Genomic DNA, 19,063 nt, shown 5'->3' on the forward strand with positions numbered 1-19,063 from the left:
TCCCCGTTCGCTCATGGACCGGTCCCCCCGTTCAGGTCACTGATCACCCAGCCGGTGCCCTCCGGAACGAAGGTCACCAGGAGTGGCAAGACCATTCGGTTGGGTCGCTTACCTGTGACATCGATCGTGACAGAGACGAGACGACTGATGCGTGTCGGCGTGTCGACGGGGGCCGTGTCCGGTCTGGGCATCTCGACCTTGACGTTGGCCACTGTGGACCGCCCACCGTCGGACTTGAGTGCGTCGTACGTCGAATCGCCCTCGGACTGCAGCTCGTCTCCGAGTTCGGCGGTGATGTAGGCAGCGGTCTTGTCGACGAGGTCCGCATAGGTCTCCCGGGACGGATCACGCGTGTAGAAAACTCGCGCCCAAGCGTTCACGGTCGCCGTCGCAGCGGTTGTCGCCGTCGGGGCCGGACGCTCGGTCAAGATCGGCGGAGTGGAGTTCTGCAGGGTCGCCGGCCCGGTGGGCGTGGTCGTCGACTGTGGCGCATTCGGAGTCTGCACCTGGTCGGGTGGCGGTGATGGAGTCAGCACTCCGACGCCCCCAGATGTCGGTTCGTCGCCTCGCAGCAGCCTGGGCAGTCCTCCGCCCAGACCGAGAACGACGATCGCCAGAATCACCACAGCGACAATGACCGTCACCGGGCTCGTAGGCTCGGCCTGCCGCTGCTGACGCAGCCATGCCACTCGTTGTGCGTGATCGTCGCGACGCCAGGTCCGCTTCGCCCGCCGACGCTCCTTCCGGCTCAGCTCGTCGATCTCGTCCGGGTACTCGTAGTCCGCCCGAACGATGTCCCGCCAGTTCGTCGGCCCATCGGGCCTGGACCTGTCGGAGAAGTCGTCGCGCTCACGACGCGAGGAGTCGCCGCCTCTCTTCATCGTCCGGTCACCTGCGGGTAGGCACCATGACCGTCACGCCGTCCTTCGTGACGCTCGAGTACTCGCGGTATCGTCGGCCCGAGCTGACCGGTGCCTTTCGGCGGTCGCGAACCGCCTTAGGAGGTCCGTCGCGCAGGCTCGCGGAGTGTGTGTGAACCCTCGGCTCGAACCGACTGTGGGACGCGGGGCGGCTGTCGTTCCTGATGGCCTTCGCGTGCCGGGCCGGCCTGGCTTCGGCATTCGAAGACCCGCCGCCCCCGACTCCCGATGAAGATCCTCCGGTCCCCTTGCCAGGCCGGACTGACGGCGCGCCGGACAAGCCGACCGTGATCGTCCGTCGCCGCCCGAAGGGCGACGCCGCACCAAGGGAGGCGGATTGGGCTGAGGTCGCGCCGTTGGTCGCCCCTGCTTGATCCTTGATCCGCGCGAGCTTCGATTCCTGGCTACCTCCCGAGCCCGACCGCGTCGCGGACGCCCCTGCGGGCTCGATCGCTCGACGTTCTGGTGCAGTCATCGCATGAGCCGGCGCCTGTCGTGCAGTCATCGTGCGATAGCTCGTTCCGAGCGCCGGTGCTTGCCGGAAGACGCGGACGGAGGACGTTCGCTGGACCTGCGTGTCGTATGCCGACTTCGAGGCGCGCTCTCCGACGGCCGGGCTCGCAGCACGGCTGCCCACGACGCCCATCAGTCGGCGGACCGCGGTCATAGCGCCTCTGCGAGCAAGACCTCCCATGACCAGGCTCCCCATTCCTGGGCGCATCATCGAACTCATGCTCTCGAAGAGTCGCCGGAGCCTGAATCCCGCGATGAGAACCGCGATCGCAAGACCGCTCACCGGGAGCCATCCAAGTGTGTCGGTCAAGCTGAAGACTGCCGTCACCAGCGCCAACGTCGTCGAGAACACGAGGAGGGCGAGGATCGACTGGAGGACCAGGCCGAGCAGAGCCTCGAACCAGTTCATCCCCCATTGTCTTGTTCGGCCGGGGACAGCCCACAGACAGGTGAACAGCACACCGACCACCAAGAGGATCATGCAGCCGATGAACGCCATGAGGGCTGTGAATGCGAGTGAAATCGTCAAGAACGCGAAAAGAGTTGCAGCTATGGCTCCCAAGGTCAGCACACCGACGCGACCGAACGGATTGTCGCCCTTCGCCCACTTCACTGTAGGTGCATCGCCGCCGCCCTCGGCCTTGCTGATGTCTTTGTCGATGTAGTCCTTACGCGCGTCGCCGTCCGTGCCCTTGTCAAGAATTGCCTTGCCGTAACGCTGACATGCTTGGAGAGAACCGAACTCCGCAACGCACCAGGGTGTCGCCGCGAAGGCACGCCAGGTCGCATCACCGGACTTACGCAGCAAGGTGTCACGTTTCGAGCCCGCAAAACTGGGTTCAGTCCAGTCGAGTGGCACCTTCGTCGTCGAGCCCAGCACCTCGGTAGACGTCCCGACAACCGCGTCGGAACCGATCTGCCGCGCGCCGTCCACACCGTGCAACCAGGTTGCCGGAGCGACGGCGAAACTCGTGGCCAGGAGGCCGGCTGCAAAAACCCAGACCAGCTGACTCATCGAGCTGCCGCTGGCCCGACGCTGTGCATACGCCGCGATCGCTCCGAACGCCAGAGCGGATGGCAGCAACCACTCGGCGAGTTGGGTGTTCACCAGGCCGATGGCCGACGAAGCCGTGTCAGTCAGCGGCTTCATGTCCGTGAAGGAGAACAGCCACCATCCCACTGAGATCGCCGCGCGAGTGATCGCAACGATGTACAGCATGACCATGTGCGCGTAGCCGTTGAACACGGCTTCCATGGGGTCACGGAAGCTCGTCTCGAAGTCCAGCCCGTAGACCGTTGGGCTGTACTCCTCGAAGAGCGTCTTCGAGTCGCCGTGAGTCAGGTCCGGCGTAGGCAGGAGATCACCGAACCCGGTGGGGTTGGTGGGGCCTTGGTTGGGGTCGGCGGCCAGGGCTAGTTGGGAGGTGAGGATCAGGGAGATGGAGAGGACGGTGAGCGCCGTGCGGGTGCGGCGCTGCCATCTCATGCGACGTGCTCCTTGCCGCTGGGGGAATTTTGGTCGGAGCCGTTGGGGGGTGGCTCTTTGGGGTCGTAGGCGGGGTACATGGCCTCGTTGTAGGCCGCCTCGTCTGCCTCCTGGTCGTAGACCTCGTCGGGGCCTATGGGGGACTCGTAGCGGAGGGGGTGGCGGTGGCTGTGGTCCTCGGAGTGGTCCTGGCCGTTGGGGGTGGGGGGATGGCCGTTTTGCTGGGCTACGGCGGCAGGAACTGGGGTCGGCGTTTGCGAGGGGGTGTGCTGCGGTGTGTCGGCGCCTGTGGGCATTGGGGTGGGCGCGGGCTCGCGTGCGGGTGCGGGCGTCTCCGAGGGTGCGGAGGTTGCTGAAGGTGCGGGCGTGGCCGAGGGTGCGGGCGTCGCCGAGGGCGTCGGGGCGGCAGTCGGCATCGGGGCGCTTGGGGTGGGAGGCGTGGCCGGCGGTGCCGGTTGGGTGAGGGCGTCTTGGGGTGGGGTCTGGAGGTGCGCGGCCCCGACCTGTGCGTGGCTGGCCCCAGCCTGGGTGTGAGCCGCCCCGGCCTGTGCGTGTGTGGCCCCAGCCTGTGTGGGGCTGGCTCCGGCCTGGGTGTGAGCCGCCTCGGCTTGGGTGTGGGCCGCGCCGGCTTGGGCGTGAGCCGCCCCGCTCTGGGTGTGAGCTGCCCCGGCCTGTGTGTGAGCTGCCCCGGGCTGGGTGTGAGCCGTCCCGGGCTGGGTGTGAGCCGTCCCGGGCTGGGTGTGAGCCGTCCCGGGCTGGGTGTGAGCCGTCCCGGGCTGGGTGTGAGCCGCCCCGGCATGGGTGTGGGACGCGCCGGCTTGGGCGTGGGCGGAGGAGGCTGGCTCGAAGAGGTCCTCGTCGTCGGCGAAGGGGTCTTCCGGCTCGTAGTCGGGGATGACCGGGGTCGTGTCGACCTTGTGCTCGGATTCGGGGGTGGTGCGGAGCAGGGCTGCTACGCGTTGGCTGGGGATGTCGATCTGGACTGTGGCTACTTCGTCCCAGCGGTCTCGCATGATGCAGTGGCCGTGGCGGATGGATTTGCCGTTGGCGGCGGTGTTGATGCCTCGAACCAGGGTTTGGTACGGCGGGGTCTGCGGGCGGCCGAGCAGTTCCAGGAGGGAGTCGACCTGTTCGCGGGAGCGGAGGCTGAAGGCGAACAGGGTGGTGATCTGCTCGACGAGGCCGGGGAGTTTGAGGATCGACGCGGGGTCCTGGGTGTCCAGGACCAGGGAAGCGCCGAGGGCCCGGCCTACGCGGGCGATGTAGTCCAGGAAGGACGCGCCGTCGGGGGTCTTCGTCAGGAGGTGGACCTCGGGGACGATGACGACCTTCGAGCGGCCGCGGAACTCGCGGCGGCCCGTCGTGCGGATCATCCAGGCCAGGCAGCCGCGGAGACAGGCCATGCCGACGCGTTCGATCGGGGACCAGGACTCCGGCGCCGACTCGGGGGACGGCAGGGTCAGGCCGGGCATCTGGACGACCCAGAGGCCTGGGTTCGTCGTCAGTGAGGACAGGCCTGACGGCGGTCCGGCGACGACAGAACCAAGGCCTGTCTCGACCAGGTCGCGCAGTGCGAAGCCAACCGTGCGTACGGTCTCCTCATTGGAATTGCAGAGCCGCTGGATGACGCCCCATGAGGAGGGGTCGGGCGACTGGATCTCGGCACGCGTCGCCGCGACGACTGGCGCCTCAGCAGCGCCACGCAGGTGCGGCGGCAGCAGCAGCATCAGCTGGGACGGCGCCTGCAGCAGCGCGTCGTCGACAGGCAGCACGCGCAGCAGGTCTGCGGCACCGGAGAACTGCGCGGTGATCTCGATGACAGCAGTCGGTACGCCGTACTCCGCGGCAACCGCTGACACACCTGCGGCGTCACCTTTCAGGTCCAGCAACGGCACCCACGCACCGGCGAACGCAGAGTCCAGGCCGCCCATCATCGCGGCAGTCGTCTTCCCTCGACCCGACCGGCCAAGGAACAGCGTCGTGGTCGCGTCACCGAGCGCAGAGCCGGCCGCGGCGTCAAAACGCACCAGGCCGGGAGTAGAGCCCGTCAGGTAGCCAATAGCCGGGCCCGTGGCGTCACCGATCGACGCACCGCCCCAGAACCAGGACCCGAAGAACGCGGTCGACTCACGCACGTGCCCGAGGTCAGGGACGCGCAACTGGTCGCCTGGCAAGGACTCCAGCCACAGGTCGCGCTGCTCGTCGGCCCCCGCCGCAACAGTGATGCCCCGATCGGCGTAGTGCGCGATGACCGCATCGACGTAGGCCTCGAGGTCTTCACGGGTGTCCGCGCTGACCAGCAGGCGTGGGTGATCTTCGACAAGGGTCAGACCGCTCCGGTTGATGTCGCGCTTGACCTCGCGCATCACGCGCTCGGTCTCCACGATCTCGTCGGCGGTCTCCTCCGCGGTGCCCTTGGCGGCCGAGCGGCGTTGCTCCTTCGCGCTCTTCCGGGTCTCGTCGACCAGGTTGCGCGCGGTCTTCTTCGTCAGGACGCGGAACCGGACCGAGGCCTCGACGGTGACGTCGATCTCCTCGCCGTCGTCGTCGATCGCCTTGATCTCGGACAGCGTCCGCAGCCACTCCCCCGCGCCCGGTGTCTCGAGCTCCTCGGGGAAGTCGGTCATCGCCAGGACCGACGTGTACGCCGCGATCTGGCCGCGGGTGTCGTAGATCCTGAGGTGGTCGGTGTACGGCACGACGCGGCCGGACGTCAGCCGGGCCAGCGAGGCGCCGGTGATCAGACCGCGTCGGGGGGCCGCGACCGCACCGCGGTGCATCTCGCGGCTGATCAGCCAGGAGATCACCTCGGCCGGCGCGGTGTGCGCCCGCCAGACGGTCGAGCCGAGCTGACGAGCGAGCTTGCGCACCCGCTCGTCGAGGTGTGCGAGCTCCCGCGCGCTGACCCGCCACGACGTCGTACCGAGGGCGTCGCTGATCGAGCCGCGGACCTGGGCCGTTGCCCTCGGGTCACGGTCGGACAGGTGGACGCCGAGCGCGACGTACCGCTCGGGCATCCGCATCTCGTCGATCCGGTCGGCCCGGGTCTGCGCCCACGCCTCGTGGTCGCCGAGCCGGTAGTGGCCGCCGACCGAGTCGATGTAGTCCTGGCCGGTCGAACGGCCCCACACCACCTTCAGGTGGCTGAGCCGGTCGCCGAGGATGGTCGCCGCGGCGCTGACCGCGGCGTCCAGGGCGGCGTCCTGCTCGGCCTCGGTGGCCAGGTCGGTGTTGGCCACCGAGATCAGGAACCACGCCTCGGCGCTGCGCTCGGTCACCAGCAGACCGTCGGCAATAGCAACAAGACGAGGTGGCGGTAAGCCGCGCTCGCGGCCGACCCCCACCAGGTTCAAGAGCTTGTCAGCGATCTTCATTCGCGGCCCTTTCCTGACGACGTCCTTCGACTCACCCGTTGTACGTAATCAGAACCCAGCAGGCGGGCCCGCTGGTTGACGGTGATGTCCGCGCCCGCGCGGACCCTCGGGTCGACCTCCACCACGACCTCGCGCTCCCACTCCGGCGTGACCCGGGCCTTGGCCAGGTCGGCCACCTTCCGGGTCGAGATGCGTTCCCGCCAGGGCAGGTACTCCGACTTGTCGGCGGCGCGGGCGCCGAGGCCGATGATCGGGCGGTGCGCCCGTAACGCGTACCGGACCGACAACGCCCACTCGGTCACGCGGCGGCGCCGTTCGTGGAACTTGCCGGAGCGCCAGCCGAACGCGGTGATCACGAACGGCGGCACGATGTACAGACTCACGGTGGGTTTCTGCGGTACGCCGATGAACGGGAACAGCAGTGCGACCCAGAGCACGATGACCACCGCACCGAAGATGATCATCCGGCGCCGGGCGCCTTCTCCGAGGTCGATCCCGAGCAGGTCGTACTGCCGGGTCTCGATCTCGAAGTGGTGGGTAAGGGTACGGCCGACGCGCATCAATTGCCTCCGGAGAGCAATCCCCAAAAGCCCTTGAGCACGTTGATCGTCTGGTTGTTGGCGTAGATCAGCCCGCCGACCAGCACCCCGGCCGCGATGTGGCCGAACAGTTCGCCCCACTCGCGCTTGAAGTAGTGACCGATGGCGCGCAGCACGAGGATGGCGATGAAGATGTTCCCCGCGATGACCAGGACCCAGTCCTTGAAGTCCGCGCCCGTAGGTACGTTGCTGTCGGCCATGGGCACGGCAAGCTGAACCACGCTCGCAGCCAGTTCGTGCGTCATCATTGCGGTGTCTCCCTTGTTGCCTCGGTCATCCGATGGCCAGTCGCTGGATTCATCCGACGGCAGCCACTTGCCATCGCTGTGCTCCGTCCGTGGCGACAGTGCGCCGCAGCGTGAGCGTGTAGGTCTGGTCGAGCGTGGTGTCGCCCACGCCGTTCCAGGTGACGGCGGCGGTCGCCCGCCGCTCGTCGTCGTTGCCGGCGTACACCTGCCAGTCCTTCAGTTCGCCGAACTTCACCGCACCGTTCAGGCTGCGGATGGTCGAGCCCGGCGCGGTCACCGCGGACACCTTGTTGTCGGACTCCGCGTAGGCCGAGAAGAAGGCTTCCGCGTCCTTCTCGGTCGCCGTCGTGAGGTCCTCGTCGGGCTTGCCGGCGTCCGGCATGTTGCTGGGCAGCGGCGCCCGCTCGTCCGGGACGAACGTCGGCGGCCCGCTGACCACCACCCGGGACGCGGTCCGCGCGACCGGCACCGAGATGCGCTCCCAGGTGATCGGTCCGGCGGCCCAGTTCTTGCCCTGCCGGGTGAACGTGTAGACGCGGACGCGGACGTCGACCACGGCCGTGACGCCGTTGGAGTCGGCCTTGACCTCTCCCGGGTACGCCACGTCGGCGGTCTGCTTGCCGCGACCGTTCCAGCCCGCGCGGCTGTCCAGGCCGGAGGCCAGGTCGAGACCGATCTGCGCCGGACGGGCGTCCGGGTTGTTCTCGTCCCAGGTCAGGTACGAGATCGCGTAGCGCGTCGCGACCGCGCTCGCGTCGGCCGCCGGGAAGCTGCTCTGTCCGCTGACCACCGTCTCGGCGGGCTTGTTCGGAGCGATCCACGAGCGGATGCCGCTGATGGCGGCCAGCAGCAGCACGACGACCACGAGGCCGCGGAAGAACCGCCGGGCCCACGTGGAGAACGAGGACTCCGGCTCGGTCGACCACGGTGTCTGCCCGGGCTCGAGCACCTCGCGGGCCGGTCCGGGCGCCGCGTGCGATCCATGCGGCGAACGCTGTTTCAGACGCTCGGGTGTACGGCGGCCCGGCTCCTGCGGCGGGGTCTCGGACGGACGCTGCGGACCCGGACGGCGGGGCGGGGCCATCACGCCACCGGGCGGCGGACCCTGGGCCGGCGGGGTCTGGCTCTGCGGAGCGGCGTACTGCGCCGCTACCCCCTGCGCCTGGCGAGGGGTAGGTGACACCGGCCCGCCGGGGTGGGCCCACCACTCCGGCGCGGTGCTCTGCGGGCGTCCTTTACCCGGCTTCCTGGTCCGGCGCTGGTCCGACCAATGCTCACCTTTTGGCGGCAGATTCAGTAACGTTCGCCACCAACTCATCCCTACCCGCCCCTCAGACAGCAGTTACGCGGACAGTAGCCGGGAGGATACGGCAAGCAACCGCCCTCCGGGAGACCTGAAGCCAGGATCCCGATGGTCCATCGCTCCCCGCAGCCATACTGTTACCCCGCTCGCGGGCAGTGCCACCCTTACCGTCACAGTTCCCGGCCAAGAGTGACACCTTCGGTACCGTCGTCATAGCTCCTCTCTCATGCCCGCTCGGGTCGGCCGGGCAGCGCACACCATGCCACACGCCGCGGACAGGTTCGAAAATCCGTGCGAAGGACATGGTAAAAGACCGCACCACTGATCACGCATAGTAACCGATCCGATGGTCACCCTGTGGAAAACTCTCCCGCGCGGACGGGGTCAAATTCGGCTGTGGACAACCGCTTGCCGACGGCGGTCACGGGCATAAGGTCGGAGTGACCCCTGCTACCCCTGGAGGACCAGGATGGAAACTCGCCGACTGGGCAGGCTCGGCCACCAGAGCTCGGTACTGATCTACGGCGCCGCGTCGCTCGGCGGCGTCGACCAGGACCGCGCCGACGCGTCGATCCAGGAAGCCCTCGACGCCGGCATCAACCACTTCGACGTCGCCGCCGACTACGGCGACGCCGAGCTGCGCCTCGGGCCGCGGATGCCGGAGATCCGGGACCGGATCTTCCTCGCCACCAAGACCGGCCGCCGGACGTTCGAGGAGGCCTGGAGCGAGATCAACCGCTCGCTCGAGCGATTGCAGACCGACCACGTCGATCTGATCCAGATGCACGCTGTCTGCGACTTGGAGAACCTCGATCTCGTCACGGGCAAGGGCGGATCGCTCGAAGCGGCGATCCGGGCCAAGGACGAGGGGATGGTCCGCGCGATCGGGATCACCGGCCACACCGCCCAGGCGCCGTCGGTGCACACCGAGGGACTGCGCCGGTTCGACTTCGACAGCGTGCTCACGCCGCTCAACTACAAGCTGTCCACGGATCCGCAGTACGCCGCCGACTACGCCGCGCTCGTGGACGCCGTCAAGGCGTCGGACGCCGCGCTGATGACGATCAAGATGATCGCCCGGCGGAACTGGGCCGAGGGCGAGCAGAAGGCGTACGACACGTGGTACCGGCCGTTCGACGAGCAGCGCTACATCACCGCGGCGACCGCGTGGCTGCTCAACGGGCATCCGGAGATCACCGGTCTGGCTACGGCGGGTGAGACCCGGCTGCTGCAGCAGATGATCGTCGCAGAGCGCGAGCGGGCCGAGCTCACCCCCGAGGCCGCCGCGTCGATCCTCGACGAGGTGCGGGACTACGCGTCACCCTTCGTGGACATGCCCATCTGAGAACGTGGCCCAGGTCACATACGAGACTCCGCATTCCGGTCATGCCGTACGGCCTACGAGATCGCCGTACGGCGGCCGCCGGGGTGCGGGAACAAGTCCGGGGGCGGTCGGTGTTGACTACGGCGTACTCATCTACTTTCGGAGGTCGTAGTGGCAACGGTCGAGCTGACCCAGGAGAACTTCAACGAGGTGGTCGGTAGCGACGGCCTGGTGCTGGTGGATTTCTGGGCCGAGTGGTGTGGCCCGTGCAAGATGTTCGGGCCGGTGTTCGAGAAGTCGTCCGAGACGCACGGTGACATCACCTTCGGCAAGGTCGACACCGAGGCTCAGGTCGAGCTGGCGCAGGCCTTCCAGATCCGGTCCATCCCGACCCTGATGGCGGTCCGCGACGGCGTCGTCCTGTACTCGCAGGCCGGTGCGCTGCCGGCGGCCAGCCTGGAGGACCTGATCGGCCAGCTGCGCGCGGTCGACATGGAAGAGGTCAAGTCCCAGATCGCCGCCCACGAGGCAGAGCACGGCACCGAGCCGCACACCCACTGATCCACCCCAACCGATCCGGGAGCCACTGAGCTCCCGGATTTGTTGTGTCAGGCCTGGGCGCGCAGGCGGGGGTCGGTGGTGCGGCGCATCAGGTGGGACGTACCGACCTCGGTCGTGAAGCCCCAGCGGGCGTAGAACGGGATCAGCTCGGGCTGGCAGACCAGCTCGAGACTGCGGACGTCCGCGAGTGCTGGGTGGGTCACGACGGCGTCCAGGAGCGCGGCGCCGACGCCGGAGCCGCGGTGCGGCTCGGCGACGATGACGTCGAGGAGCAGGGCGACGTGCCCGTAGTCGGTCAGGACCCGGGCGAAGCCGGCCAGCTCGCCCGTCGGGTCGTGGGTGACGGCGAAGAGCAGGTCCGAGTGGTCCAGCAGGTGAGCGACGTCGGCCGTAGTGCGATCCGTCATCCACCAGGCCGTGCGCATCAGGGCAGTCAGCTCGGGGATGTGGTTCGGCGAGACGACGGATTCGATTGCGAGCATAGGGCTCAGTAGTCGCGGGAGCTGAGGACGCAGAACTCGTTGCCTTCTGGGTCGGCGAGGACTGTCCAGGTGGAATCGTCCGACTGGCCGACTTCCACGCGTCGGGCGCCCAGGGCTTCGAGGCGGGCGATCTCGGCGTCGCGGTCCTGACTGGTGTGCGGGGCGAAGTCGAGGTGCAGACGGTTCTTGACCGTTTTGCCCTCGGGCACCGGGACGAACACCATCCCGGGGCCGATCCGCTCCCACGGGATGTCCCGGACGGTGTCCGGCTCGACCCAGCCCGGCACGTTCACACATTCGTCATCGGTTTCGATGATCGTCTTCCAGCCGAACGCCTCGGCCCACCAGGCCGCCTGCTTGCGGACGTCGTGGCAGTCGATCACGACCGTGTACCACCTGAGCACCATGGCAGCACCGTCCCACAGCCCACCGACAGAAAAGAGCGGGCCCTGGGCAGGAGAAAGATCGCCAGGGCCCGCTCTCGAGGCTGACCGGAGCGGCGTCGTGGTGGCCGGTGGTGGCGCGGGCAGATGAGGTGCTGCCCGAGGAGGGTCACCGAAGGGGCTGCTCGAGGTGACGGTCAGCGGGGACGGAGGGGCCACGTCGTCGGGGCCCCTCCTGGCCGAAAATCAGCGGAGCGGGTTGAAGGGACGCAGCTCCTCCGGGGTACGGCCGGTGGTGATGGTCTCGGCCAGCAACTGCCCGGTGATCGGGCCGAGCGTGATGCCCCACATACCGTGCCCGCCGGCGGCGAACACCCGCGGCGACGCGGTGGCGCCGATCAGCGGCAGGCCGTCCGGAGTGCAGGGCCGCGGCCCGACCCACTCGAAGGTCCGCGCGTCCAGGTCGGCGTCCCGCAGCAGCGGCCGGGCGGCATCGACGATCGCGTCGATCCGGCGCGGGTCGAGCTTCGCGTCGGGCTTGCGGAACTCCATCATCCCGGCGACCCGGAGCCGGTCCCCGAGCGGCGTGCAGGCGATCCGCTGCGCCGGGAAGTACACCGGGCCGGCCGGTACGTGGGCCATCGGCACGCTGAAGCTGTATCCGCGGCCCGCCTGGACCACGGTGCGCACGCCGTACTGCCGGGCCAGGTCGCCCAGCCAGGCGCCGGTCGCCATCACGACCGCGTCGAACGGATCGGTCTCGCCGTCGCCGGTGACCAGCCGGACGCCGCGGATCTCGTCGACGATGTCGTGCACGTCGACGCCGCTGATGATCTGCCCGCCGCGGGCGCGGACCGAGTCGGCCAGCAGCGCGACGTACTCGCCGGGGTTGATGAAGCGCTGTCCGTGCAGCCGGATCGCGGCGCCGATCTCGTCGGACAGCGACGGCTCGATCTCGCGGGCGTCGTCACCGGTGATCGCCTCGAACTCGATGCCCTGCCCGGAGGCGTGGATCTGCTCGATCTCCTCGAGCAGCACCTTGCGCTCCTCGACGGTCCGGTAGGCGGCCAGGAACGACTTGGCCTCGTACGTCTGGGCCTCGACGCCGGCCTTGGCCAGGAAGTCGAACGCGGGCAGGGCCTGCCGGTTGATCGGCACCAGCGCGTCCATCGCGGTCTTCCAGCGTCCGGCGGTGCTGTTGCGAGCGAAGCGGGTGAGGAATTTGAGGAGCCGCGGGCTCGCGGTCGGTGGAACGTACACCGGTGAGGAGGGGCTCAGCACCGCGCGGACGCCGTACTTGAGAACAGCCGGTTCGGGCAGCGGGGTGGCCAGGCCGGGGGTCAGCCAGCCGGCGTTGCCCCAGGACGCGCCCGCGGCGACACCTTCACGGTCGAGCACGGTGACCTCGACGCCGGCCTCCTGGAGGAACCAGGCGGTGGCCAGGCCGACCATGCCCGCGCCGACGACGGCGACGCGGTCGGGAACGATGTGCCTCTCGGCAGGAACGGAACCAGCTGTGGTCATGTATCGATGGTGGGGCCGCCGCGCGCACCTGTCATGGTGCGATCACACCATTGCCAGGGTGAATGACTGTGCTCATCGCACAATAACCCGCACAATGGCCGCATGATCTCCTCGTCCGATCTGATCGTCGCCGTCGGTCCAGCGCTGTTCGAGGTCGTGGTGCCCGGCAAGGGCGACCGTGAGGTCCGGGACGTCTTCCTGGCCGACCCGCAGGAGCCCGCGACCGGTCAGCCGGGCGATCTGGTGCTGGGACTCGGTCTACGCGACGCAGAGGACGCCGTAGAGCTGGTCGAACGCTGCGCGGCCGGTAGCGCCTCAGGAGTGGTTCTCCGTACGACGCTGGCGCACGAGGCGGCCGTGGCGGCTGCTGCCGAGCGAGAGCTCATGACCCTCGTCGCACTGCAGCCGAGCGTCACGTGGGCGCACGTGGTCTGGCTCCTGCGCGGCGTACTCGACAGAGCGGCCGCACCCGACTCCCCCGCCGCCGGAGACGCCGGCGTGCACCAGGAGCTGTTCGCACTGGCGGATGCCGCCGCTGCCATCGTCGACGCGCCCGTAACGATCGAGGACAACCAGTCCAGGGTCCTGGCGTACTCGTCCGGCCAGGACTTCACCGACCCGACCCGGGTCTCCACCATCGTCGGACGCCGGGTGCCGCCTGAGGTGATCGCGCATTTCCGGGCCCGAGGGATCTTCCGGCGGCTGGCACGGTCCAGTGAGCCGTTCCTGGTGCCGGACGGACCGAACGGCATCCGGCCGCGGCTCGTCGTACCGGTCCGGGCCGGCGGTGAGTGGCTGGGCTCCATCTGGGCTGTTGTCGACGGCCCGGTCAGTGATGCGGTCACGACGGAGCTCAGCAACGCCGCGTCCGTTCTCGCCTTGCACCTGCTGCGGCTGCGGGCCCAGGCCGACGTGGCGCGGCGCAGTGCGATCGACCGGTTGCGGACCATCCTGCGGCAGTTCTCCCCGGACAACCCGATCGACGTACGGCTCCCGCCGCAGCCCTGGCGGGTCGTCGCGCTGGGGTCGCCCGACGGGTACGACGTACCGCAGCAGCTCGACCTGTGGGAGTCGACCGGCCGTCGGCACGGGTGGAGCGAGCCGCAGTTGGCTGACCTCGACGGGACGGTGCTGGCTGTCGTCACGGACGCCGACGGGCCAGGGTCGTGGAACTGGCTGCAGAAGCTCGTCCTTGAACAAGCGCCCGGCACGTACGCCGCAGCGGGCGGCCCTGCGCGCGGCCCGGCCGATCTGCCGAGCTCACGCGCTGAGGCGGTCGAGCTGCTGGGCCTGGTACGGCGGGGTGTCGCGCCCGGGCCGGCGTTGCGGGTCGAGGAGGCGTGGCACGTGCTGACGGTGCACCGGGCGGTGACGTCGCTCGATATCACCAAGATGGATGGTCCGCTCGCGACGTTGCTGCGGCACGACATCGAGCACGACACCGGCTACGTGGAAACGTTGCAGGCGTGGCTGGACTTTCCGGGGCAGCCGCAGCGGGCGGCGCGCGCACTGCATCTGCACACCAACACCTTGCGGCACCGGATGAAACGGATCGGGGAGATCGCGGCGCTCGATCTGTCGGATCCGCGGGAGCGGCTGGCCTTGCAGTTGCAGATCGCCGCGGTGCGCACCGAGCACTGAGAAAGGGCACTGAGATCTACGCCACAGGTCCATGTAACAAGGCTTCATATTCCGGCAACTGTTGGGCAACATCCGCCTGACAGAGTCTTCCTTGTCAGCAGGTCCGACCTTTCACCAGGAGGCCGGAAAGGCTGCGGGTCCGAGCTTTTCACCAGGAAGCTCGGGCCACCCGTGGGCCCGGCGGTTGTCTGAGCGATCGCCGGGCCCCGCGGTATTTCCCGGCCGTTGCCTAGGACAACCTGTTCACGATGGTCCGGTAGACGCCGGGCAGCGCGGCCGCCGCGGGGACTATGCGCGGCGCGAGCAGCGGGCGGTTGCGGGCCCACAGCAACGACGCCGTCAGCAGGCGGCACTCCCAGGAGACGCGGCGCCAGGCCACCTCGTAGTCCTGCGGGCGGTCGGCGCGCAGGCAGTCGACCAGTTCGGCGGAGGTTCGCAGCGCGACGGCGATGCCCTCGCCGGTGAGCGCGTCGACGTACCCGGCGGCATCGCCGACGAGCAGGACGCGGCCGGCGGTGCGCGCGCGGACGCGTTGGCGGAGCGGGCCGGCGCCCATCACGGCGCTGGCCGGGGATGCGCCGTGCAGGCGCCGCTTCAGGGCCGGGAAGGCGTCGAGGTGCGAATCGAAGGTGCCGCGGGCCGAGGTCAGGACGGCGACACCGACGAGGTCGTCGGCTACAGGGGTCACGTAGGCCTCGCCCAGCTGAGACCAGTAGACCTCGACAAGGTCGGTCCAGGGTGCGACATGGAAGTGCTGCCGCAGTCCACGCCGTACCTCTCCAGAACTTTCACCACACAGTTCCAGCTGGCGGCGGATGGGTGAGTGGAGGCCGTCGGCGGCGGCCAGGTAGCTGGCCGTGAGGCCGGCGGCGCTGACCGAGGTGGGGGTTTGTGTGATGGGGCCTACCCGGGTCTGGATGACGGGGATGTCGAGGGACGCCAGGCGGGACATGAGGGCGGCGTGCAGGGTGGTACGGCGTACTCCGAGGCCGGGGCCGGCGGTGAACCGGGCGTCGACAGAGTGGGTGTCGTCGAGGTAGCGAATTCCGTGGAACGGCCGGCCGGAAAGTTCCACGCCCAGGCGGGACAGGTACGAGACCGCGCTGTGGGCGATACCTTCGCCGCACGCTTTGTCGATCGGGGCCGTACGCGGCTCGACAACGACGACCGACAGCCCGGCGAGGGCCGCGCGGATCGCGGTGGCTGCCCCGGCCGGGCCGGCACCCGCCACGATCAGATCGACCTCCGGCCGCGGAGATCCAACTCGGCCCTCCGGACTCACGTCACCAGCGCAGACTTCAAAGCGGCCTCCTCGGCCCGGATGCGGACCGCGAGCAACGGGATGTTCAGGACCGTGAACACCAGCGCCGTCACCCACGCGGTGTGTACCAGTGGGAGCGCGATGCCCTCCAGCACGACCGCCACGTAGTTCGGGTGCCGCAGCCAGCGGTACGGGCCGCGGGCCACCAGCCGGAGGCCGGGTACGACGATCACGCGCGTGTTCCACTGATGCCCGAGCACCGCGATGCACCACCACCGCAACCCCTGCGCCAGCAGCACCACCACGAACATCGTCCAGCCCAGCCACGGGATGAACGGCCGGTGCGCCGCCTCCACGATGCACGCCGCCAGCAACAACGTGTGCAGAGCGACCATGAACGGGTAGTGCCCGCGCCCCGACTCGACACCGCCCTGCGCGAAGCTCCATCGCGCGTTCCGCAGCGAGACCACCAGTTCCGCCACCCGCTCGGCAGCGACCAGCAGCACCAGACCCAAGTACCAGCCGTACATCACCACTCCAGCAGCACGAGTTCGGAACAGAAACCCGGGCCCATCGCCAGCAACAGTCCGGGACCAGCAGGATCCAGCCTCATGGTGTCACCGAGGACGTGCAGTACCGACGACGACGACAGGTTGCCGACCGCATCGAGCGACTTCCAGGTCATGTCGAGCGCGCCCGGCCGCAGCGACAGCGTCTCCGCGACCGCCTCGAGCACCTTCGGCCCGCCCGGATGACTCACCCAGGTCCCGATCTCCGGCACGGTCAGCCCGGCCGAGCCGAGGAACTCCCGGACGTCCCCGCCCAGATAGGTCCGCACCACCTCGGGCACGTCCGCCCCGAGCACGATCCGGAACCCGCCCGCGCCGACGTCCCAGCCCATCACCCGCTCCGAGTCCGGATACAGCCGCGAACGCGTCGCCAGGACCGACGGGCCGGACGCCGCCGGATGCTCCGAGCCCGTCATCACCACCGCCGCCGCACCGTCGCCGAACAACGCCCCGCCGACGAGATTCGGCAGCGACGAGTCGTCGCGCTGCAACGTCAGCGAGCACAACTCCACCGACAGCAGTACGGCGACGTGCGAAGGCCAGGCCGTCAGGTAGTCGTGCAGCCGTGCGATACCCGCCGCTCCCCCGACGCATCCGAGCCCGAACAGCGGCAGCCGCTTCACGTCCTCACGCAGCCCCAGCCGCAACGCGACCCGCGCGTCGATCGACGGCGCCGCCACCCCGGTCACCGTCGTGAACATCAGGACGTCGACGTCGTCGAGCGTCAGCCCGGCGTCCTTGACCGCCCCCGCGACCGCCTCGGCGCCGAGGTCCACGGCGGCCGCGATCCACGCGTCGTTCGCGGCCCCGAAGTCGTCGAGCGCGGCGTACTGCTCCAGCGGCAGCGCGAGATGCCGGTGCGACACCCCGGCGTTCGCGTGCAGCCGGCGGAGCAACGCCGTACCGCGGCCGTCGGGCAGGCAGATCGAGGCGAACGCGTCGGTCAGCGCCGACTGGGGATAGCGGTACGGCGGGAGCGCGGGCCGGACCGCTGCGATCCGCGTCATCGTGGCATCGTTACGTCGGTGAGAGCACTGCGGACCGTCGAGGGTCTGGCTCTGGCGTGCCATCCCGGCCCGACCGTCGCCGTCACCGCCCTCGTCACGGCCGTCGCGTGGTCGGCCGGGCGAAGTCCGGCCGGGTGTCTCCTCGTCGCAGCAACGATCCTCACCGGCCACCTCTCGATCGGCTGGAGCAATGACGCGATAGATGCCGCCCGCGACACCATTGTGAACCGCCGGGACAAGCCTGTGGTGCGTGGACTGGTGAGTCGCCGGACGCTCGCGGTGGGCGCCGGCGTCATGCTGGTCGTCACCGTTCCGGTCTCCCTCGCCAACGGCATCGCGTCCGGATCCATGCACCTGCTGTTCGTGGCGTGCGCCTGGGCGTACAACCTGGGGCTCAAGTCGACCGTGATCTCCTGGCTCCCGTACGCCGTGGCGTTCGGCGCACTGCCGTCCTTCGTGACGCTGGGGACCGCGCAGGTCTGGGCGCCGTGGTGGGCGACCGCGGCGGGCGCACTTCTAGGGGTGGGTGCCCATCTGGCAAACGTCGTACCCGATCTGGCCGACGATCTCGCGACCGGCGTCCGTGGCTGGCCGCAACGCCTCGGCTCCTACGCCCGGCTGCTCGCGCCACTCCCGCTCGCGGCGGCGACCGGCCTGCTGGTGATCGCCCCGGCCGGCCCCATCGGCGTCATCGGCTGGATCGCCCTGGCGCTGGTCGCAGCCCTGCTCGCCACCATCCTGCTCTGGCGCGACGCACCCTTCCTGGTCACGATCGCGATCGCCGCGGTCAGCATCATCTCGCTGGTACTCCGCGGCGACGCCCTCGTCTGACCGGCAGCTCGACAGTACGTATACGTCCACTGAGGCGCCGCAGGCGGCCGGCTGAGCGTGGCCGCGGCCCGGCTGGCCGGACACCTCCTGTCGAGCTGCCGGTCTCAGCCTGCGTCCGGCTTGAGGGGGGCGTTGCTGCCGAGGATGGCGGCGGTGAGGGCCTCGGCCGGCTCTTTGGCGGCGCGTGGGTTGGTGATCAGGACCAGGTCGATCGGCGGGAGTTCCGGGAGGCCTGCGCTGGGCGGGGGCTCGACGAGGTCCGCGGGCATCAGGGAGCGGGCGAAGATCGCGATGCCGAGCCCGGCCCGCACGGCGGCGAGGACGCCGTTGACGCCGCGGACGATGCACGTGATCCGGCAGGTCCGGCCGGCCTGCTCGAGGGACTGCACGCCGAGCGACCGGCTCAGCGATGGTGCCTGGTACGCGACCAGTGGCACCGGACCGTCCGGCGCGATCCGGGTCCCGGAGATCCCGGCCCAGACCAGCGGGTCGCGGCGCACGAGACGGCCGTTCGGCTCGTAGCCGCCGCCGACGCCGTGCTTCACGTAGGCGAGATCCAGGTGGCCCGACTCGACCCGTCGGAGCAGGTTCGGACTCTGGGCGACGGTCAGCTCGAGGTCGATCCGCGGGTACAGCTGGCGGAAGTCGCGCAGGATCTTCGGCAGCGGCGTCAGAGCCAGGTCGTCGGTCACGCCGAACCGCAGCCGGCCGCGCAGCTCCGAGCCGGTGAAGTACCCGGCGGCCTCCTCGTGCGCCGCCAGGATGGTCCGCGCGAACCCGGCCATCGCCTCCCCGTCCGCGGTCAGCGTGACGGTGCGGGTGTCCCGGACGAACAGCGGCCGCCCGACGGCCGTCTCGAGCTTGCGGACGTGCTGGCTCACGGTCGGCTGCCGGATGCCCAGCCGCTCGGCTGCCTGGGTGAAGCTGAGCGACTGCGCCACCGCCAGGAACGTGCGCAACTGGTCCGGGTCGTACATCGATAGACCTCCCATTACGTGACGCAATAAGACTAATAGGAGTAATTCGCTGGGGGAATC

General features: G+C 69.3%; 17 protein-coding genes. 4 read left to right on the plus strand and 13 right to left on the minus strand.

From position 1 onward, the window contains the following. Positions 1-11: 11 nt before the first annotated feature. The 6 genes from ABZW60_RS35825 to ABZW60_RS35850 are packed head-to-tail and all read right to left on the minus strand — an operon-like array spanning position 12 to position 8,224. Positions 12-881, minus strand: coding sequence for a hypothetical protein (locus ABZW60_RS35825; RefSeq protein WP_355484581.1), 870 nt, complete (start codon positions 879-881; stop codon positions 12-14). Positions 882-888: 7 nt separating this feature from the next. Further along, the gene (locus tag ABZW60_RS35830) at positions 889-2,919 is read right to left on the minus strand and encodes a hypothetical protein (RefSeq protein ID WP_355484583.1); all 2,031 of its coding nucleotides are present in this window, start codon (positions 2,917-2,919) and stop codon (positions 889-891) included. After that, positions 2,916-6,293, minus strand: a complete 3,378-nt coding sequence (locus ABZW60_RS35835; RefSeq protein WP_355484585.1) for an ATP-binding protein — start codon at positions 6,291-6,293, stop codon at positions 2,916-2,918. Before ABZW60_RS35835 ends, ABZW60_RS35830 begins: the two co-directional genes overlap by 4 nt. After that, the gene (locus ABZW60_RS35840; RefSeq protein WP_355484586.1) at positions 6,290-6,853 is read right to left on the minus strand and encodes a hypothetical protein; all 564 of its coding nucleotides are present in this window, start codon (positions 6,851-6,853) and stop codon (positions 6,290-6,292) included. The genes ABZW60_RS35835 and ABZW60_RS35840 overlap by 4 nt, the downstream gene beginning before the upstream one ends. Continuing rightward, a complete protein-coding gene (locus ABZW60_RS35845; protein ID WP_132157243.1) occupies positions 6,853-7,140 on the minus strand; it encodes a hypothetical protein in 288 nt (95 codons plus the stop codon). Before ABZW60_RS35845 ends, ABZW60_RS35840 begins: the two co-directional genes overlap by 1 nt. A 49-nt stretch (positions 7,141-7,189) precedes the next feature. After that, positions 7,190-8,224: a conjugal transfer protein gene (locus ABZW60_RS35850; protein WP_355484588.1), complete on the minus strand. Its 1,035-nt coding sequence runs from the start codon at positions 8,222-8,224 to the stop codon at positions 7,190-7,192. Positions 8,225-8,912: 688 nt separating this feature from the next. On the opposite strand from ABZW60_RS35850, the gene ABZW60_RS35855 reads away from it, so the two are divergent. Both ABZW60_RS35855 and trxA read left to right on the plus strand, forming a co-directional pair. Continuing rightward, positions 8,913-9,788, plus strand: coding sequence for an aldo/keto reductase (locus tag ABZW60_RS35855; RefSeq protein ID WP_355484590.1), 876 nt, complete (start codon positions 8,913-8,915; stop codon positions 9,786-9,788). A gap of 150 nt (positions 9,789-9,938) precedes the next feature. Next, positions 9,939-10,328, plus strand: coding sequence for a thioredoxin (gene trxA / locus ABZW60_RS35860; RefSeq protein ID WP_355484592.1), 390 nt, complete (start codon positions 9,939-9,941; stop codon positions 10,326-10,328). Between the two features lie 47 nt (positions 10,329-10,375). Here trxA and ABZW60_RS35865 read toward each other — a convergent pair whose 3' ends face one another. The 3 genes from ABZW60_RS35865 to ABZW60_RS35875 all read right to left on the minus strand — a co-directional run bounded on the left by ABZW60_RS35865 (position 10,376) and on the right by ABZW60_RS35875 (position 12,717). Then, entirely contained in the window at positions 10,376-10,810 is a 435-nt protein-coding gene (locus tag ABZW60_RS35865; RefSeq protein WP_355484594.1) for a GNAT family N-acetyltransferase, read from the minus strand. Between the two features lie 5 nt (positions 10,811-10,815). Beyond that, positions 10,816-11,217, minus strand: coding sequence for a VOC family protein (locus ABZW60_RS35870; protein ID WP_355484595.1), 402 nt, complete (start codon positions 11,215-11,217; stop codon positions 10,816-10,818). 222 nt (positions 11,218-11,439) lie between these two features. Beyond that, entirely contained in the window at positions 11,440-12,717 is a 1,278-nt protein-coding gene (locus tag ABZW60_RS35875; protein ID WP_355484597.1) for an FAD-dependent oxidoreductase, read from the minus strand. Positions 12,718-12,819: 102 nt separating this feature from the next. Here ABZW60_RS35875 and ABZW60_RS35880 point away from each other — a divergent pair, with 102 nt between their 5' ends. Next, complete coding sequence (locus tag ABZW60_RS35880; RefSeq protein ID WP_355484599.1) at positions 12,820-14,358, plus strand: helix-turn-helix domain-containing protein; 1,539 nt, start codon at positions 12,820-12,822, stop codon at positions 14,356-14,358. 229 nt (positions 14,359-14,587) lie between these two features. Here the strand turns inward: ABZW60_RS35880 and ABZW60_RS35885 are convergent, their stop codons facing one another. From ABZW60_RS35885 to ABZW60_RS35895, 3 genes are read right to left on the minus strand one after another with little or no spacing between them, the layout of a single operon-like run. Further along, on the minus strand, positions 14,588-15,589 hold the full coding sequence (locus tag ABZW60_RS35885; protein WP_355484601.1) for an FAD-dependent monooxygenase: 1,002 nt from the start codon (positions 15,587-15,589) through the stop codon (positions 14,588-14,590). 47 nt (positions 15,590-15,636) lie between these two features. Beyond that, on the minus strand, positions 15,637-16,149 hold the full coding sequence (locus tag ABZW60_RS35890) for an isoprenylcysteine carboxyl methyltransferase family protein (RefSeq protein WP_355484603.1): 513 nt from the start codon (positions 16,147-16,149) through the stop codon (positions 15,637-15,639). Beyond that, a complete protein-coding gene (locus ABZW60_RS35895; protein ID WP_355484604.1) occupies positions 16,149-17,195 on the minus strand; it encodes a type III polyketide synthase in 1,047 nt (348 codons plus the stop codon). The genes ABZW60_RS35890 and ABZW60_RS35895 overlap by 1 nt, the downstream gene beginning before the upstream one ends. Before the next feature lie 18 nt (positions 17,196-17,213). Between ABZW60_RS35895 and ABZW60_RS35900 the strand changes: the two genes are divergently transcribed. Then, positions 17,214-18,026 carry a UbiA family prenyltransferase gene (locus ABZW60_RS35900; RefSeq protein ID WP_355484606.1) on the plus strand — a complete coding sequence of 271 codons (813 nt, stop codon included), beginning with the start codon at positions 17,214-17,216 and terminating at the stop codon, positions 18,024-18,026. Between the two features lie 104 nt (positions 18,027-18,130). On the opposite strand, the gene ABZW60_RS35905 is transcribed toward ABZW60_RS35900, so the two are convergent. Then, entirely contained in the window at positions 18,131-19,003 is an 873-nt protein-coding gene (locus tag ABZW60_RS35905) for a LysR substrate-binding domain-containing protein (protein WP_355484608.1), read from the minus strand. Between the last annotated feature and the right edge of the window lie 60 nt (positions 19,004-19,063).

The organism is Kribbella sp. NPDC003557, from assembly GCF_040610805.1.
Taxonomy (GTDB): Bacteria; Actinomycetota; Actinomycetes; order Propionibacteriales; family Kribbellaceae; genus Kribbella.

Bases quoted from the DNA above. Each gene is read 5' to 3' on its own strand.
- ABZW60_RS35825 (WP_355484581.1), bottom strand. From the start codon at position 881: ATGAAGAGAGGCGGCGACTCCTCGCGTCGTGAGCGCGACGACTTCTCC.
- ABZW60_RS35830 (WP_355484583.1), bottom strand. From the start codon at position 2,919: ATGAGATGGCAGCGCCGCACCCGCACGGCGCTCACCGTCCTCTCCATC.
- ABZW60_RS35835 (WP_355484585.1), bottom strand. From the start codon at position 6,293: ATGAAGATCGCTGACAAGCTCTTGAACCTGGTGGGGGTCGGCCGCGAG.
- ABZW60_RS35840 (WP_355484586.1), bottom strand. From the start codon at position 6,853: ATGCGCGTCGGCCGTACCCTTACCCACCACTTCGAGATCGAGACCCGG.
- ABZW60_RS35845 (WP_132157243.1), bottom strand. From the start codon at position 7,140: ATGATGACGCACGAACTGGCTGCGAGCGTGGTTCAGCTTGCCGTGCCC.
- ABZW60_RS35850 (WP_355484588.1), bottom strand. From the start codon at position 8,224: ATGGCCCCGCCCCGCCGTCCGGGTCCGCAGCGTCCGTCCGAGACCCCG.
- ABZW60_RS35855 (WP_355484590.1), top strand. From the start codon at position 8,913: ATGGAAACTCGCCGACTGGGCAGGCTCGGCCACCAGAGCTCGGTACTG.
- ABZW60_RS35865 (WP_355484594.1), bottom strand. From the start codon at position 10,810: ATGCTCGCAATCGAATCCGTCGTCTCGCCGAACCACATCCCCGAGCTG.
- ABZW60_RS35870 (WP_355484595.1), bottom strand. From the start codon at position 11,217: ATGGTGCTCAGGTGGTACACGGTCGTGATCGACTGCCACGACGTCCGC.
- ABZW60_RS35875 (WP_355484597.1), bottom strand. From the start codon at position 12,717: ATGACCACAGCTGGTTCCGTTCCTGCCGAGAGGCACATCGTTCCCGAC.
- ABZW60_RS35880 (WP_355484599.1), top strand. From the start codon at position 12,820: ATGATCTCCTCGTCCGATCTGATCGTCGCCGTCGGTCCAGCGCTGTTC.
- ABZW60_RS35890 (WP_355484603.1), bottom strand. From the start codon at position 16,149: ATGTACGGCTGGTACTTGGGTCTGGTGCTGCTGGTCGCTGCCGAGCGG.
- ABZW60_RS35895 (WP_355484604.1), bottom strand. From the start codon at position 17,195: ATGACGCGGATCGCAGCGGTCCGGCCCGCGCTCCCGCCGTACCGCTAT.
- ABZW60_RS35905 (WP_355484608.1), bottom strand. From the start codon at position 19,003: ATGTACGACCCGGACCAGTTGCGCACGTTCCTGGCGGTGGCGCAGTCG.